Raw genomic sequence first — 15,947 nt, 5'->3', positions numbered from 1 at the left:
GCTCCCGTCAGTCTGTGTGACAGTCGGACCCCGCCGCTCAGGACGAGGTGCTGGCCTGCTGGACCGATTCCAGGCTCCGCGCGACTTCCTTCACCTCGAAACACTCGATGAGGTCGCCGACCTGGATATCGTTGTAGTTCTCGAAGGCTGTACCGCATTCGTATCCCTCGCGGACTTCCTTCACCTCGTCCTTGAAGCGCTTCAGCGTCTTCAGGGTGCCTTCGTGGATCACCACGTTGTCGCGCAGCAGACGAACCTTGGCGGCGCGCCGGAGCATGCCTTCGGTGACCATGCAACCACCGACCTTGCCGACCTTGGTGATGTTGAAGACCTCGCGGATTTCCGCATTGCCGAGAAACTCTTCCTTGAGGTCCGGGGACAGCATCCCGGTGAGGGCCGCTTTGATGTCGTCGATCAACTCGTAGATGATCGAGTAATAGCGGATCTCGAGACCTTCCTGCGCCGCCAAATCCCGCGCCTGCGGGACCGCCCGGACGTTGAAGCCGATGATCAGGGCGCCGGAGGCCTTGGCGAGGCTCACGTCGGACTCGCTGATACCGCCGACCGCACCGTGCAGGATCCTGACTGCGACCTGGTCGTTGGAGATCTTCTCCAAGGTTGACCGGATCGCCTCGAGCGAGCCGTGCACGTCGGTCTTGATGACCACCGGCAACTCTTCGGCCTGACCCGCGGCAATTGCAGAGAGCATCTGCTCGACGGAGCCGCGCGCGCCGGCCACGGCAGATTTCTCCCGCAGCACGCGCTGACGGTACTCGGCGATCTCCCGGGCCTGCGCCTCGGTCTCGACCACACCGAACTCGTCGCCCGCGACCGGGGTACCCTGCAGGCCGAGAACCTCGACCGGCATGCTCGGTCCCGCCGTCTTCACCCGCTGGCCGTGATCGTCCAGCAGGGCGCGGACGCGTCCCCATTCCGCGCCGGCGACAAAGATGTCGCCGACATTCAGGGTGCCGTTGGTGATGAGCACGGTCGCGACAGACCCGCGGCCCTTCTCCATCTTCGCCTCGACCACCGCACCTTCGGCACGACGCTCGGGGTTGGCCTTGACCTCGAGCACTTCGGACTGCAGGAGGATCGCTTCCTCCAGTTTGTCCAGGCCCTGCTTGGTCTTGGCCGAGACGTCGACGGCAAGCACGTCGCCGCCCATTTCCTCGACCACGATCTCGTGCTGCAGCAGTTCCTGACGCACCCGGTTCGGGTCCGAGTCCGGAAGATCGCACTTGTTGACCGCGATGATGATCGGACAGCCGGCCGCCTTGGCATGCCGTATGGCTTCAACGGTCTGCGCCATGATGCCGTCATCGGCCGCAACCACCAGCACGACGATATCGGTCACATTGGCGCCACGGGCCCGCATTTCGGTGAAGGCTTCGTGGCCCGGCGTATCGAGAAAGGTGATCTTCGCGCCGGACGGCACGGTCACCTGGTAGGCGCCGATATGCTGGGTGATGCCGCCGGCTTCGCCCCCCGCCACGTCGGAGCGCCTGAGGGCGTCCAGCAGGGAAGTCTTTCCGTGGTCGACGTGCCCCATGACGGTCACGACCGGAGCGCGCGGCTTCAGATCCTCCGGGGCATCTTCCTTGCCCTGGAGCTGCAGCTCGACATCCGACTCGGAGACCCGCTTCGCCTTGTGGCCGAATTCAGCCACCACCAGCTCGGCGGTATCACTGTCGATGGACTGCGTGATGGTCGCCATCATGCCCATCTTCATGAGCGTCTTGATGACGTCGCCGGCACGTTCGGCCATACGGTTGGCGAGTTCCTGCACGGTGATCGCGTCCGGGATAGTCACGTCGCGGACCTGCTTGACCTGCTCGCCGCCTTCCTCGCGCATCCGCTGTTTCTCGCGTTCGCGGGCACGGCGTACCGATGCCAGACTGCGGGAACGTTCGCCGCCGCGGTCGTCGAGTGCCTGGGAGACCGTCAACTTGCCGGACCGGCGGCGCTGTTCGCCACGCCTGGCCGGGGTCGGGGCAGGCCGGCGATCCGGCGCACCGCCGCCACCGCCACCGCGACGTTTGCTGCGACGTCCATCCGCATCCTCGTCCGGGGCTGCCGGGACGGCGGCCGCAGCGGGACCCGCTCCACGATCGGTCTGACTCCGCGGCTCGGCCGCACGGGCGGCGGCGCGCTCGGCCTGCGCCTTTGCTTCGCGGGCGGCTGCTTCCTCGGCGAGACGCGCGGCTTCTTCCTCGCGCTTCTTGCCTTCGGCATCCGCAATCTTGCGCATTTCCTCAAGTTCGGCCTGTCGGCGGTCGACCGGCTCCGGTGCCGCTTCCGGCTCGGGCTGCGGAGCCGCTTCGGGAGCCGGCTCGGCAGCAGTCGTCGGCTCCGGCGCCTCGACGCGCTGGGCTTCCTGCTGCTTCAGGCCTTCCTTCAGCGCGCGGGTCCGGCGTTCCCGTTCCTCCGCGCTCAGCCCACCGGCATCTCCGGCTCCGCCGGGCCCACCCGGGCCGCCGACGCGCTTGCGCCTCCGCTCCACCTGAACCGTCTTGGACCGGCCATGGGAAAAGCTCTGCTTGACCTGATCCTTGTCGACGGATTTTCCGAGGGAAAGTTTCCCCCGTCCGGACAGGCTCAGTTTCTTGCGATCAGTCTCGTTGCTCGTTGTCATTCTCGGTCGTGCGTCTTTTCCATGATACCGGGCAGGGGCCTCAATACACCCCTAGCCGTTGTTTTCCAAGCCGAGTCGAGAAATATCGCCTCGGAATCCCGCGAGTCGTGCAAATTCTCGCGTCAAACGGGCCGTCAGGCCCCTCGAATGGTCACCTGCCGCCAGTATGGCCGCATGCACTGTCTGTTCTCTGTCGAAGGCCGCTCCGAGCTCGGAGCGGGTCAGTAACGCCTCGGCCGGCAGTCCGGTTCCGAGCCGCCTCATCTTCTCCCGGGCATCCGCCGCGCCGTCCGCCGCCTCGAGCAGCAGGACGGCCTTGCGGTGACGCAGTGCGTCCTCGACCTTGGCATGGCCCGCGATGGCGGCACCCGCCCGCCGGGCCAGGCCGATAAGGGACTGGATCGAGGCGACGAGCATGGCTTCGACGGCCTCGACGAGGTCGTCCCGCACCGTCACCTTCTGCTTGGCCGCACGGGAAAAGGCCCGCTTGCGACTGGCCTCGCAAAGCGCAGCCCGGCTTGCCGTGACCCAGAGGCCGCGGCCGGGCAGTCTTTCCGAGAGATCGGGAACAATCTCGCCGTCCGGACCGATCACAAAGCGGATCATGCCGTCGGGGCCGCCGCTCTCGCCGGTGGCGATGCACCGGCGGTCGCCGCGACCGGGCGGGCCGCTATCGGCGCGCGCTAGGGTTTCATGTTGCCGGGGTCTCGTCATGAGCCTCCCCAGCTTCGTTGCCGGCGTCGCCGGCCTCGGACTCCTCGTCCTCGAACCAGTGCGCACGCGCCGCCATGATGACTTCGTTCGCCGTATTCTGGTCGAGACCCGCTTCCGGCAGCATCTCGATAAGCTCGTCACCGGCAAGATCGGCCAGGTCGTCGAGTGTCTTTACGCCCTGCTCGGCAAGCTCAACGATGCTGGCGAGGTTGAGACCTTCGAAATTCAGCAGGTCCTCCGCAACGCCGAGCTCGCTGGTGCGTTCCTGCAGCCGGGTGCGCTCAGCCTCAGCAAAGGCCAGCGCCCGGTTCTGCAGCTCTTCGGCGATGTCCGCATCGAAACCCTCGATGCCCATCAGATCCTCGAGCGGCGAATAGGCGATCTCGTCGACCGTGGTGAAACCCTCGGCAACCAGCAGATGCGCAATGACGTCGTCGATATCAAGGGAATCGATGAAGGCTTTCGACCGGGTCTTGAATTCTTCCTGGCGACGCTCGGATTCCTCGGCCTCGGTCAGGATGTCGATATCCCAGCCCGTCAGGATCGAGGCGAGGCGCACGTTCTGGCCGCGGCGGCCGATGGCAAGGCTGAGCTGGTCGTCCGGCACCACAACTTCGATACGGCGCTGCTCCTCGTCCAGGACCACCTTGCTAACCTCGGCCGGGGCGAGACCGTTGACCACGAAGGTCGCCGGGTCCTCGGACCAGGGAATGATGTCGATCTTCTCACCCTGCAGCTCGCCGACCACGGCCTGCACGCGCGAACCGCGCATGCCGACGCAGGCGCCGACCGGATCGATGCTGCCGTCATAGGAGATCACGGCGATTTTCGCACGGCTGCCCGGGTCGCGGGCGACCGACTTGATCTCGATGATGCCGTCGTAGATTTCCGGCACTTCCTGCTTGAACAGGTTGGCCATGAACTGCGGATGGGTGCGCGACAGGAAGATCTGCGGGCCGCGCTGCTCCTCGCGCACGTCGTAGATGAAAGCGCGCACGCGATCGCCGTTGCGGAAGCTCTCGCGGGGCAGCAACTCGTCCCGGCGCAGCACGGCCTCGGCCCGGCCGAGATCGATGGTGACATTGCCGAACTCGACCCGCTTGACGATCCCGTTGACGATCTCGCCGACACGATCCTTGAACTCGTCGTACTGGCGGGCCCGCTCGGCCTCGCGCACCTTCTGCACGATCACCTGCTTGGCGGTCTGTGCGGCGATGCGGCCGAAATCGATCGGCGGCAGCGGATCGACGATCAGATCGCCGACCTTGAGGTTCGGATCCCGCTTTTGTGCGGCGGCTGTGGAGATCTGCGTCATCTCGTCCTCGACCTCCTCGACCACCTCGGTCACACGGACCAGTTCGATGGCACCGCTCGTCCGGTCGATGTTGGCCCGGATGTCGCGGTCGTGGCCGTACTTGGAGCGGCCGGCTTTCTGGATCGCCTGCTCCATCGCCTCCAGGACCTCGTCGCGCTCGATGCCTTTTTCGCGCGCAACGACATCGGCGACTTGAATCAGTTCAAGCTTGGGTTGGGTTGCCGTTTCCATGGATTGCGTCTTCTTGCCGTTTGTTCGTTTGCCCCAGACCGCCTCAGATCTCGCCGCGCTCGGCAGCGTCGATCAGAGCATCGGTCAACACCAGTTTCGCCGTGCGGATCGCAGCAATGGGAAAGCTCAGGCGCTCCCCGTCCTGTTCGATCGCGACGGTTCCGTCTTCCCCGGATCCGAGGACCGCGCCCCGGAACCGTTTGCGCCCGTCAACCGGCACCTCGAGTTCGATCTTCGCCTCGAAACCGCTGAAACGGTCGTAATCCTCGGGCCGCACCAGAGGGCGGTCGATCCCCGGCGAGCTGACCTCGAGATTGTACTCCCCGGAGATCGGATCCTCGACGTCGAGGATCAGGGAAATGGCACGGCTGATATCGGCGCAGTCGTCGACCGTCATCTGGGCACGGTCGGTTCGTTCCGCCATAATCTGCAGAACGGCTTTCCTGCCGCCGGTGAAACTCACCCGCACGAGATCGTATCCCATCGACTCGACCGATGGTCCGATCATCGCGGCAATGCGCTCGTTCAGCTGTTGCGTCACCCGGATCCTCTAACAGTCCGACCCGGCCGCGACCGGGGTAAGTCACCCTCCGGAAGCGCAAAAAAAAAGTGGGCCGTTGGCCCACCCTATCAGCGTTACCGATTGGGTCATGTAATGGAATATCCAATATAACCCAGTGGGCGAATGCTTCAAGAAGATTCGGTCAACCTGCAGTATCGAGACGCTCGAAGCGCATGAAGGCCGGCCGGCGGCCCTGGGCCCGGGCCTTCGCTTCGTAGCGCGTCTCGGGCCAGTCATCCGGCCGGACCCGCCAGTCCTGCGGGCCGCGGGCACACCAGCGAAAGCCCTCGTTCGCCGTCGCCCGGGCCAGCATCCAGCGCAGATAGGGCATATCGTCGGTGGCCAGCCGGAGTTCGCCGCCCGGCTTCAGCAGGCGGTGAAAATCGGCGATCGTCTCATGCTGGATGATACGGCGCGCATGGTGCCGCTTCTTCGGCCAGGGATCGGCGAACAGGACGGCGATCCGGTCGAGGCAGCCGTCCGGCAACACCGGGAGGAGGTCGCGCACGTCGTCGGGATAGATCCGGACATTGTCGAGGCCGAGATCCTCGCAATGGCGGAGCAGACTTGCGACACCGTTCATGAAGGGCTCGGAGCCGACGAAACCGGTCCGCGGATTGGCCGCCGCCTGGGCAGCCAGGTGCTCGCCCCCGCCGAAACCGATCTCGAGCCAGACTTCTTTCGTTTCCGGCGGAAAAAGCGTCCGCGGATCCAACCGGGCGCCGGATGCCTCCGGCAGTTCGACACGGAGCTCGGGCAGCCGCGTTTCAAGCAGCGTCTCCATGCCCGCGCGCAAGCGCCGACCGCGCCTTCTGCCATAGAAGACGCGGTCGCGCTGTACGGTGTTTTTCGGAGTTTCCTTGCCCGTGGGCACGGTGCGGTCCCGTTCCTCGTCTGGTCCCTAGGCGAAGGCGCTCTTCAAGTCGTCCACGAGATCGAGATTCTCCCAGGTGAAGAATCCCTCGCCGCCGTCCTCGCGTCCGAAGTGACCGTAGGCCGAGGTCGGCCGGTAGATCGGCTGGCTGAGGGCGAGCCGCTCGCGGATTCCGCGCGGCGAGAGATCGACCGCCTCGCGGACAACCGACGCCAGCTTGGCTTCGTCCACCCTGCCAGTGCCATAGGTCTCGAAATAGATCGAGAGCGGGTGGGAAACGCCGATGGCGTAAGAGACCTGGATCGTGCATTTGTCGGCAAGACCGGCGGCAACGACGTTCTTGGCGACCCAGCGCGCCGCATAGGCGGCCGAACGGTCGACCTTGGTCGGATCCTTGCCGGAGAAGGCGCCGCCGCCATGCGGTGCGGCACCGCCATAGGTGTCGACGATGATCTTGCGGCCGGTCAGACCGGCATCTCCGACCGGGCCGCCGATCACGAAGCGTCCCGTCGGGTTCACATAGAAATGGTCCTCCGGGCACATCCAGCCCTCGGGAAGAACCCCGAGCACGTGCTTGCGCACCATCTCACGGATTTCGTCCTGCTCCAGACCCTCATCATGCTGGGTCGAGACAACGACGGAGGTCGCGCCGACCGGCTTTCCGCCGACATATTTCAGCGTAACCTGGCTCTTGGAATCCGGACCGAATCCCTTTTCGGCGCCAGACTTCCGTGCCTCGGCCATCGATTTCAGGATCTTGTGCGAATAGTGAATCGGCGCCGGCATGAGCGCGTCGGTCTCACGGCAGGCATAGCCGAACATGATGCCCTGGTCGCCGGCACCTTCGTCCTTGTTGCCCGCGGCGTCGACACCCATCGCGATATCGGTCGACTGCTCATGCAGCAGGACGTCGATATCAGCCGTCTTCCAGCTGAAACCTTCCTGTTCGTAGCCGATGTCGCGGATCGCCTCGCGCGCCGACTCGATGATCGCATCCTTTGTGACGGACCCCGGTCCACGCACCTCGCCGGCCAGCACGACCTTGTCGGTCGTGGCCAGGGTTTCGCACGCCACACGGCTCAGGGGGTCCGCGGCAAGAAACATGTCAACGACCGTATCGGAGATCCGGTCACAGACCTTGTCCGGATGTCCTTCGGAAACGGATTCGCTGGTGAATTCGTAGTCGGATTGAGTCAACGGGGGCTCTCCTAGGAAATGAGTTACAACCCATGACGGCATAAAACGTACCCGTGAACGCCTGCCTCGGTCGGAGGCGCCGTGCATGAATCTCTGTCCGGTGAATCTATCGTAGGCACCGAGAGGTAGGATTACGTGCCGCTTTTGCGAATCCCGGTCAAGCAGAAACCGTCGCGGTTCCTACTCGGACTCTTCGCCATCGAAAGTGTTCGCGATCGAGCGCATGAGGTCGAACAACCGGCGTCGCGCCTCCGGGTCCGCGATCCGGTAATAGGCGCGGACCAGCTCAAGGGTTTCGCGCCGGTTCATCGGATCGTCAGGAAGCTGGTAGGCCTCCGGTTCCTGCTCTTTCTCGAACAGGCGTCCGGGCGACTGCTCGCGGACCTCCTGCGCCATCTCCTCGAAGAAGAAGTTGACGGGAACTTCGAGAACCCGGCTGAGATCGTAGAGTCGGCTCGCCCCGATCCGGTTCGCGCCGCGTTCGTATTTCTGCACCTGCTGGAAGGTCAGGCCAAGCGCCTGGCCGAGCTTCTCCTGACTGATGCCGAGAAGCGTGCGGCGCATGCGGACGCGGGATCCGACATGGACGTCGACCGGATTCGGTTTTCCCAGGCTGGCCATCCGGCCACCGGGACGACGCTTTCTCGACGGTTGCTCCATGTTCTGAACCATTAATCTAAAATTGCGCTGAAATCAGTTACCCATACAAACGTATGCAGTCAACAGGAAAGCCCGAGCAAAAAAAAGAAAAAAAGACCTAATCAGCCTGGCGAAAAAATGCCGCTATTAGTGGCAGAAAACCCAGCACTATCGCCAAGCTGTCGCCGACGCGCGCATAGGGCGTTTTACTTGCCAATGCAGCAGGTAGAGGGCTGTCAATCGTGCCCGTCCGTTCCAGGGGAAGCGAGGCGACAATACGTCCATGGGCATCGATCACCGCGGAGATTCCCGTATTCGCAGCACGGATGATCGGAATCCCCTCCTCGACGGCGCGCATCCGGGCGGCCGCAAGATGCTGATAAGGTCCTGAACTGAAACCGAACCAGGCATCGTTCGTCACGTTGACGAGCAGCCCCGGCCTCGGGTCGCCGGGTGCCGTGACGGCACCCGGAAAGATCACTTCGTAGCAGATCAGGGAACCGATCGGCGGCAGACCCGGCACCTCGAAGCTGCCGGGGCCGGGTCCCGGCGTAAAGCCCTGTCCGCTCTTCACCACCGGCCCTAGCGGCAACCATTCGCTGAACGGCACATATTCGCCGAACGGAACGAGATGAAACTTGTCATGCCGTGCAACGATTCGGCCGTCGCGGTCGAGCGCCACGACCGCGTTGTAGTTCCGGCTCACGTCAGGACCGCCCGAGACGCCTTCGCGCAGAGGAGCGCCGGTCATCAGCAAGGCGTCGCCGGCCGGCAGCAGGGAGCCGAGATAGGCCGCGAGCTCCGGTTCGCGGTTGAGTGCGTAGGGTATGGCGGTTTCCGGCCAGACCACCAGCCGCGCGGGGGGCAGCGCCCCGGCGCCGGCCGGAACGACGTCGGCTTCGCGCAACCGCGTCAGCATTGCGTATTTCGCCAGATGCCCCCGCAGCAGCTCTTTGTTCCACTTGTCCCGCTGGGGAATGTTCCCCTGCACCACGCGCACCGTAGTCGCGGCACGGTCGAGAGGGGCGGCCGCCTCAAGGCGAAACTGTCCGTAGACGAGAAAAAGCACCGGCAGAAGGAGCGCGCAGACACCAACTGCACGCTCGGCACGGCCGGCGCCGGTTCGCAGAATCAGCGGCGGCGAGAGCGCGAAGAGCAGCACGAAGAAGCCGTACCCATAGGCCCCAAGCAGGGCAAGAGGCTGCATCAGGGCATCGGAGAACGACCAGGCGGAAGCAGGCAGATTCCAAGGGAAACCGGTCGCGACCGTACCGCGCAGTATCTCGGCGAGACTCCAGGCGCCGGCGAGAACCGGTGCCCGAAGCCAGCCGCGCGGCCGGAGCCGATGATAGAACAGCGCGGCGAGACCACCGTAGAGCGCGAGAACAGCGGGCAGTCCCGCGGCGGCAAAGGGTACCGCCCAGGCGAACCGCTCGCCATCGACCAGCAGTGCGTTCGAGATCCAGTACAACCCGGCGACATGATGACCGAAGGCAAAAGCCCAGCCGCTGGCGAAGGCCCCGATCGCACTCTGCCGATGCTCAAGCGACAGCATCAGCAAGGCGAATGCGAAAAGCGCGGGAACCATAGCCAGAGGCGGCAACGCGAGCGCGGCCACCGCGCCGGATCCCGCCATCAGCGCGATATTGCGGACACCTGTCGTCCGCACGAGACGGAGGATGGTACTGCGGGCGCCCGCGCCCAACCGGGCGACGGCCGCCCGGCTGCTCACGAATCGGCCTCGGGCAAGAGCGCGTCCGGTTCCACCCGGCGGATGCGGATCCGCTTGATCCGGCGGGAATCTCCCTCCAGCACTTCGAACTCGATGCCGGCGGGGTGGGCCAGGAGCTCGCCGCGCGCCGCGACCCGCCCGGCGAGCGAGAAGACCAGTCCGCCGACCGTATCGATCTCCTCGCGTTCCTCCTCGTCCAGAACCTTGCCGAACAGATCCTCGAACTCCTCGATCTCGGCCCGGGCGTCGGCGACCGCGGTGTCGGGCCCGACCATAGAAATCTTCGGCCCCTCCTCCACATCGTGCTCGTCGACGATATCGCCGACGATCTCCTCGACCAGATCCTCGATCGTGATCAGCCCGTCGACCCCGCCGAACTCGTCCACGACGAGAGCGAGATGGCGCCGCGTGAGCCGCATTTCCTGCAGCAGATCCATGGCGCGGATCGAGGGCGAAACGAACAGGACCTCGCGCAGCAGCGAGCTGAGCGGCACGTCCTTGCCGGCATGGATGTGCGCCAGCACGTCCTTCATGTGGATCATGCCGACGACATCGTCGAGGGTCTCGCGATAGACCGGAACGCGGCTGTGCGCATCCTTGACCATGTCGGCGACCAGCTCGTCCAGCGAGGTGTTGATCGCGACCCCGGTGATATCCGCCCGCGGGACCATGACGTCCCGCGCGGTGATATCCCGAAGGCCGAGGATATTGCGGATCAGCGCCCGCTCGTGCGGATCGATCGCAAGGCCCTCGCCGGGTTCGCCCGTGCTGTCCTCGTCGATCAGTTCCTCAAGAGCGTCGCGGACCGACGAACCGCCGTTCCGCTTCAGCCCCAGCGCCTTTGCGATCTGCTTGAGCGGTTGCCATGTGCCGTCGCGGCGCTCCGGCGCCTCGGTCTGCTCCGCCGGAGACAGTGCCAGCTCGGTATCGGGCAGCGCCTTTTCGGTGTCCGAACTCATCGCACCGGCTCCGCCACCGCGCCATAGGGATCCGGGAGGCCGAATGCGGCCAGGATCTCCACCTCGCGGCGCTCCATCTCCACCGCCTCTTCCTCGGTCTCGTGGTCGTAGCCGAGCAGGTGCAGCACGCCATGCACAACGAGATGGCGCAAATGGGAGTCCAGCGGTTTACCGTCCCGGGTCGCTTCCATGGAGACCGTTTCGAAGGCAAGGATGACGTCCCCGAGCATATCGGTCTCGCCGACCCCGGATACAAGCCCGGATGGAAACGACAACACGTTGGTCGGACTGTCCTTTTCGCGGTAGTCACGATTGAGCGCGCGGACTTCACTGTCCGAGGACAACACAATGCTGAGTTCGGTCGGGCGTGACGGGCCGCCGATCGTCGCGGCGGCGCTGGTGATGCAGATCCTCTCGGCATCCGGCAGGGCCTTGGTCCAGGCCGGGTTCGGCACGGCGACGGCGATTTCTAGGTTGGTGTCCGGTTGCTCAGGGTCTTCCGGCGGATCCTGTTCAGCCAAAGCGCTGAAGCGACTACTTCCTGGCTCCGATTCGTCGGGCACGTGCAGGTACTCCTTCTATTGTCCCTATTTCGGTCCGTCGTCGAGACGGGCCGATTCACGATCATTGTAGGCATTGACGATTTTCGTCACCAGCGGGTGACGCACAACGTCGCGGGCGGAAAACTCGACCACGCTGACGCCGGAAACCCGGCCGAGCACGCTCATTGCGTCCACAAGTCCGGATTTGGCGCCGAACGGGAGGTCGATCTGCGACGGATCGCCGGTAATCGCCATCCGTGAATTCTCGCCGAGACGGGTCAAGAACATCTTCATCTGCGTCGGCGTCGTGTTCTGCGCCTCGTCCAGAATGATGTAGGAATTGGCCAGTGTCCGGCCGCGCATGAAGGCGAGCGGCGCCACCTCGATCTCGCCCGCGGTCAACCGGCGCTCGACCTGGTCGCCGGGCATCATGTCGTAGAGCGCGTCGTAGAGCGGCCTGAGATAGGGGTCGACCTTGTCCTTCATGTCTCCCGGCAGAAAGCCGAGCCGCTCACCGGCCTCCACCGCCGGACGGGACAGGATCAGACGCTCGACCTTGCGGTCCATCAGCATCGAGACCGCCATCGCAACGGCGAGATAGGTCTTGCCGGTGCCGGCGGGACCGAGACCGAGCACCAGCTCGTCCTGCGACAGCGCCTGGATGTAGCGATGCTGGTTCGGCGAGCGGGGTTGTATTGCCCGCTTCCAGGTCGGCACGAAGGCGGACCGGTCGTTGAAGCCATTGGAGCCATTGGCGATATCGTCATCGCTCTGGGCCCATTTAACCGCCGCGTCCACCGTCCCGACATCGAGGGTCTTGAGCTTCTTGCCGGTATCCCGGTCACCTTCGAGACGCCTGTAGAGCGAGGTCAGGGCCGATTGCGCCGTGGTCACCGAGTCCTTGTCGCCCGCCACCGTGACGGTGTTTCCGAAACAGGAAAGGGAAACGGGAAGTTTCTGTTCGATCCGCGCAAGATTCCGGTCATGCTCGCCGAGCAGCGCCGGCAAGAGATCGTGATCGGCAAACTCCAGTCGGACGCTTTCGGCGGCCTCGTTCGTGATGCTCAAGCAATCGCCCTTTCATGGTCAGGGTTGCGCGAGGAGAGTCCGGGAACGCCGTCCCATTCGCTGGTGACCACGGTACCGGATAGGGAATTGGCATGGCCCGCATCGATGCGGACATCGACGATGCGGCCGACCAGCCGCTCCGAGCCTTCGAAATGGACGGACTGCATATAGGGGCCGCGCCCGACTAGCTGGCCCTCCTTATGGCCGGAGCGTTCGACCAGAACCGGCTGGACCGATCCGGCGGAAGCTGCGTTATAGGCAAGCTGCTGCGCGTTCAGAAGCTGCTGCAGGGTTTCCAGCCTGTCCGATTTCACGGCCTCCTCGACCTGCAGGTCGGTTCCGGCCGCCGGCGTACCGGGCCGGGGACTGTATTTGAAGGAATAGGCCTGAGCGTAGCCGATATCCGTGACAAGTTTGAGCGTCTCGGCAAAGTCCGCGTCGCTTTCGCCCGGATGGCCGACAATGAAGTCGGAGGAGAGGGCGAGGTCTGGGCGCGCCGAGCGCAGCCGGTCGACGACCCGGCGGTAGGTCTCCGCGTCGTGCTTGCGGTTCATCGCCCGCAAGATGCGGTCGGAGCCGGATTGCACCGGAAGGTGCAGATAGGGCATCAGCTGCGGGACGTCGCGATGCGCGGCGATCAGCTCTTCGTCCACGTCGTTCGGATGCGAGGTCGTGTAGCGGATCCGCTCCAGCCCGTCGATCTCGGCCAGCGCGCGGATCAGGCGTCCCAGTCCCCACTCACCGTCATCGGTCGCGCCGTGATAGGCATTGACGTTCTGCCCGAGCAGGGTGAGCTCGGATGTGCCCGATGCCACCAGGCGGCGCGCCTCGTGCAGGACCTGGTCGACCGGGCGCGAGAATTCGGCACCGCGCGTATAGGGCACAACGCAGAAGCTGCAGAACTTGTCGCAGCCTTCCTGTATCGACAGGAACGCCGCCGCGCTGCTCGCGTGACGTTCCTCGGGAAGGAAATCGAACTTGCTCTCGACCGGAAAATCGGTGTCCACGACGCCGGCGCCGCGGGTCCCGCGCCCGCCGGACGCGGCCTGGCGCTCGCCCGCCTTGCGCTCGGCCTCGCGCACCAGGTCCGGAAGCCGGTGATAGGTCTGCGGTCCGAAGACGAGATCGACGAACGGCGCGCGCCTGACGATCTCCTCGCCCTCGGCCTGGGCGACGCATCCCGCGACCGCGATCAGCAGCGGCCTGCCTTCGGCGGCCCGTGCTTCCTTCTCCAGGCGGATCCGCCCGAGTTCCGAAAAGACCTTTTCCGTCGCCTTCTCGCGGATGTGGCAGGTGTTCAGGATCACCATGTCCACGTCGTCCGGTGTCGTCACGGGGTCATATCCGAGGGAAACGAGGCTGTCCGTCATACGCTCGCTGTCGTAGACGTTCATCTGGCAGCCATAGGTCTTGATGAAGAGTTTCTTGCTCACGCGCGCTCAGCCTTACGGTCGCTCGAAGGGTCGAATTTCAGGAGGTCGGCGGCACAAATACGCCGAGTGCAACTGAAATTCCAGCGTGCGTTTTCTTTCATCGGGAGAATGCTAACACCGGACCGCCCACAGTCAAGCGAGAGAACCGCGCGCGCACCCGGTTTTCGACCACGGAGATGAGCCGGCGCGACGCGCTCAGCGGATGTCCTCGTCACGCCCGGAAAGCGCGCGCGACACGCCCCGCGACACCACCTGCTCGCAATGGGCGGCAAGCGCCTTGCGGTTCGCGAAGGTCGCCGGATCCACCGGCTCGTGGAACTCGACCTCCACATCGACACGGCCGAGCGCCAGCGCTTCCAGCAGATGCGGTACCAGATCCATATCCCCGTACCAGGCATAGAACGGGCGGAGTCCGCGGCCCATCGGCATGCCGTTCAGCCGCGTATAGGTGATCGAGACCGGCTGCACCCTGAGATCCGCAACCGGCGCGTCGCCATCCCGGGGTTCGGCCGCCGCGAACATCGAACTCTTGAAGGGCAACGTGCGGTTCCCGTCGTTGCTGGTGCCCTCGGGGAACAGCACAAGGCGATCGCCGCCGGCGAGCCTGTCTGCGATCACATCGGCATGGACCTTCGAGCGGCCCCGGCGGCGTTCGACGAACACCGTGCGCTGCAGAATCGCGAGCAGGCCGAAGCCGGGCCAGCTCTTCACCTCGCTCTTGGCGATGAAGCTCGCCCGAAGCAGGCTGCCGAGAATGACGATGTCGAAATAGGAGGCATGGTTGCTGGCATAGAGCGCCGGCCCCTTGGCCAGCGGCCGCCCCCGCACTTTCACCCGGAAGCCGAGCAGGCGGGCGCACAGCCCGTGATAGAAGACCGGCAGGGCCGAGGACATCGGCGAGCGTAAGGCCAGCAGGAGCATCTGGAGCGGCAGGAGCGTGAAGGTCAGGGCGCTGTAGAGCGCGATCCGGCGCCAGACCAGGGTGCGCGACGGCGCCACCATGCCCGACGCCTCGAGCGGATCGGGATTGCGTTCCCAGGAACCCAGCAAGCCGGGATCTCCGAGAATATCCTCCTCGGTCAGTTCCTCAAGCGTACCGACCATGCTCATTGGATCGAAATCCCGCGCGCTTCGCGTTCGTAATGCTTGTAGTATTTATCGGAGACGCTGCTCGTTTCCACAATCACGCAGACGTCGGTGGTGTTGAACTGCTGATCGATCACCGCTCCGTGCCCGACATAGCCGCCGAGGCGGAGATAGCCCTTGATCAGCGGAGGCAGCGCGGCCGCGGTCCGGCGCAGATCGATCTCATTCGCCGCCATCCGGTCCATTTCGACGAAGCGCTCCGGCAAGGCCGTCGCCCTGATCCGCTCAGGCGCCAGATGCTGGTGATGCAGATAGGCAAGCTGGCTCTGCAGCGCGGCGGCATCGTTTCCCGGCAGGCTCGCGCAGCCGAACATCAGCGAGATGTCGTTCTGGAAAACGTAGGCCGCGATGCCTTTCCAGAGCAGCTGCATGGTCGGACGGGTGCGGTAACCGCTCGCGGTACAGGAACGGCCGAGCTCCAGAATTTCGCCCGGCTGGGCTTCCAGTCTGGAAATGTCGAATTCGTCGGCGGTGTAGAACCCGCCCGCGGTCTCGGCCGCCGAGCGGCGGATCAGGCGATAGGTGCCGACCACCGCTTCCGGACCATTGCCAAGGCTATGATCGAGCACAAGAAGATGGTCGGCCACATCATCGAACGAATCCTCATCGAGGCGGCTGGCGCTGGCCGCCGCCGAAGGAATCGCGCCCATCTCCTCGTAGAAGACCCGGTAGCGAAGCTGCTTGGCCGCGAGAATATCCTCCTTACCGGCGGCGAGCTTGACCTCCAGCGTGCCGGAAACCAGCGGCTGATCGCCCAGCCGGTCAGGTCCGGTAACGGAGACCGGGACGGTTTCGGAGAGCACAGTGCGCGTCGGAATCGAGAATCCCATGATCAGTCGCATCCCTATCTTCGGGGCCGCAGGTCACCGGAACCCTGGAAGCCGCCGCGGCCGCAATTCC

14 protein-coding genes are annotated in these 15,947 nt (G+C 64.8%); all 14 read right to left on the bottom strand.

All coding sequences use genetic code 11. From position 1 onward, the window contains the following. Positions 1-37 precede the first annotated feature (37 nt). The 14 genes from infB to ACOOE1_RS15010 all read right to left on the bottom strand — a co-directional run bounded on the left by infB (position 38) and on the right by ACOOE1_RS15010 (position 15,877). Positions 38-2,635 carry a translation initiation factor IF-2 gene (gene infB, locus ACOOE1_RS15075; RefSeq protein ID WP_420403019.1) on the bottom strand — a complete coding sequence of 866 codons (2,598 nt, stop codon included), beginning with the start codon at positions 2,633-2,635 and terminating at the stop codon, positions 38-40. A 51-nt stretch (positions 2,636-2,686) separates the two neighbouring features. Next, positions 2,687-3,349 carry an RNA-binding protein gene (locus ACOOE1_RS15070; protein ID WP_420403018.1) on the bottom strand — a complete coding sequence of 221 codons (663 nt, stop codon included), beginning with the start codon at positions 3,347-3,349 and terminating at the stop codon, positions 2,687-2,689. Next, entirely contained in the window at positions 3,327-4,895 is a 1,569-nt protein-coding gene (gene nusA, locus ACOOE1_RS15065; protein WP_420403017.1) for a transcription termination factor NusA, read from the bottom strand. Before nusA ends, ACOOE1_RS15070 begins: the two co-directional genes overlap by 23 nt. 43 nt (positions 4,896-4,938) lie before the next feature. Then, positions 4,939-5,436 (bottom strand): ribosome maturation factor RimP, encoded by a 498-nt coding sequence (rimP, locus tag ACOOE1_RS15060; RefSeq protein ID WP_420403016.1) that lies wholly within the window; start codon positions 5,434-5,436, stop codon positions 4,939-4,941. Between the two features lie 163 nt (positions 5,437-5,599). Beyond that, complete coding sequence (trmB, locus tag ACOOE1_RS15055) at positions 5,600-6,241, bottom strand: tRNA (guanosine(46)-N7)-methyltransferase TrmB (protein ID WP_420403015.1); 642 nt, start codon at positions 6,239-6,241, stop codon at positions 5,600-5,602. 117 nt (positions 6,242-6,358) lie between these two features. Beyond that, on the bottom strand, positions 6,359-7,528 hold the full coding sequence (gene metK / locus ACOOE1_RS15050; protein ID WP_420403014.1) for a methionine adenosyltransferase: 1,170 nt from the start codon (positions 7,526-7,528) through the stop codon (positions 6,359-6,361). Between the two features lie 180 nt (positions 7,529-7,708). Next, a complete protein-coding gene (locus ACOOE1_RS15045; RefSeq protein WP_420403013.1) occupies positions 7,709-8,149 on the bottom strand; it encodes a helix-turn-helix domain-containing protein in 441 nt (146 codons plus the stop codon). A gap of 136 nt (positions 8,150-8,285) precedes the next feature. Continuing rightward, complete coding sequence (gene lnt, locus ACOOE1_RS15040; protein WP_420403012.1) at positions 8,286-9,899, bottom strand: apolipoprotein N-acyltransferase; 1,614 nt, start codon at positions 9,897-9,899, stop codon at positions 8,286-8,288. Further along, positions 9,896-10,858, bottom strand: a complete 963-nt coding sequence (locus ACOOE1_RS15035) for a hemolysin family protein (protein ID WP_420403011.1) — start codon at positions 10,856-10,858, stop codon at positions 9,896-9,898. Before ACOOE1_RS15035 ends, lnt begins: the two co-directional genes overlap by 4 nt. Then, complete coding sequence (gene ybeY, locus ACOOE1_RS15030; RefSeq protein WP_420406441.1) at positions 10,855-11,379, bottom strand: rRNA maturation RNase YbeY; 525 nt, start codon at positions 11,377-11,379, stop codon at positions 10,855-10,857. Before ybeY ends, ACOOE1_RS15035 begins: the two co-directional genes overlap by 4 nt. A 66-nt stretch (positions 11,380-11,445) precedes the next feature. Further along, complete coding sequence (locus ACOOE1_RS15025) at positions 11,446-12,462, bottom strand: PhoH family protein (RefSeq protein WP_420406440.1); 1,017 nt, start codon at positions 12,460-12,462, stop codon at positions 11,446-11,448. Positions 12,463-12,464: 2 nt separating this feature from the next. Beyond that, complete coding sequence (gene miaB, locus ACOOE1_RS15020; RefSeq protein WP_420403010.1) at positions 12,465-13,901, bottom strand: tRNA (N6-isopentenyl adenosine(37)-C2)-methylthiotransferase MiaB; 1,437 nt, start codon at positions 13,899-13,901, stop codon at positions 12,465-12,467. 195 nt (positions 13,902-14,096) lie between these two features. Then, entirely contained in the window at positions 14,097-15,011 is a 915-nt protein-coding gene (locus ACOOE1_RS15015) for a lysophospholipid acyltransferase family protein (RefSeq protein WP_420403009.1), read from the bottom strand. Next, positions 15,008-15,877, bottom strand: a complete 870-nt coding sequence (locus ACOOE1_RS15010) for a GNAT family N-acetyltransferase (protein ID WP_420403008.1) — start codon at positions 15,875-15,877, stop codon at positions 15,008-15,010. Before ACOOE1_RS15010 ends, ACOOE1_RS15015 begins: the two co-directional genes overlap by 4 nt. Between the last annotated feature and the right edge of the window lie 70 nt (positions 15,878-15,947).

The sequence above is a fragment of the Nisaea sp. genome, assembly GCF_965216895.1.
In the GTDB taxonomy this organism is placed as follows: domain Bacteria; phylum Pseudomonadota; class Alphaproteobacteria; order Thalassobaculales; family Thalassobaculaceae; genus Nisaea.
This window is presented reverse-complemented; position numbering and strand designations above follow the sequence as displayed.

Bases quoted from the DNA above. Each gene is read 5' to 3' on its own strand.
- infB (WP_420403019.1), bottom strand. From the start codon at position 2,635: ATGACAACGAGCAACGAGACTGATCGCAAGAAACTGAGCCTGTCCGGA.
- ACOOE1_RS15070 (WP_420403018.1), bottom strand. From the start codon at position 3,349: ATGACGAGACCCCGGCAACATGAAACCCTAGCGCGCGCCGATAGCGGC.
- nusA (WP_420403017.1), bottom strand. From the start codon at position 4,895: ATGGAAACGGCAACCCAACCCAAGCTTGAACTGATTCAAGTCGCCGAT.
- trmB (WP_420403015.1), bottom strand. From the start codon at position 6,241: ATGGAGACGCTGCTTGAAACGCGGCTGCCCGAGCTCCGTGTCGAACTG.
- ACOOE1_RS15045 (WP_420403013.1), bottom strand. From the start codon at position 8,149: ATGGCCAGCCTGGGAAAACCGAATCCGGTCGACGTCCATGTCGGATCC.
- ACOOE1_RS15035 (WP_420403011.1), bottom strand. From the start codon at position 10,858: ATGAGTTCGGACACCGAAAAGGCGCTGCCCGATACCGAGCTGGCACTG.
- ACOOE1_RS15015 (WP_420403009.1), bottom strand. From the start codon at position 15,011: ATGAGCATGGTCGGTACGCTTGAGGAACTGACCGAGGAGGATATTCTC.
- ACOOE1_RS15010 (WP_420403008.1), bottom strand. From the start codon at position 15,877: ATGGGATTCTCGATTCCGACGCGCACTGTGCTCTCCGAAACCGTCCCG.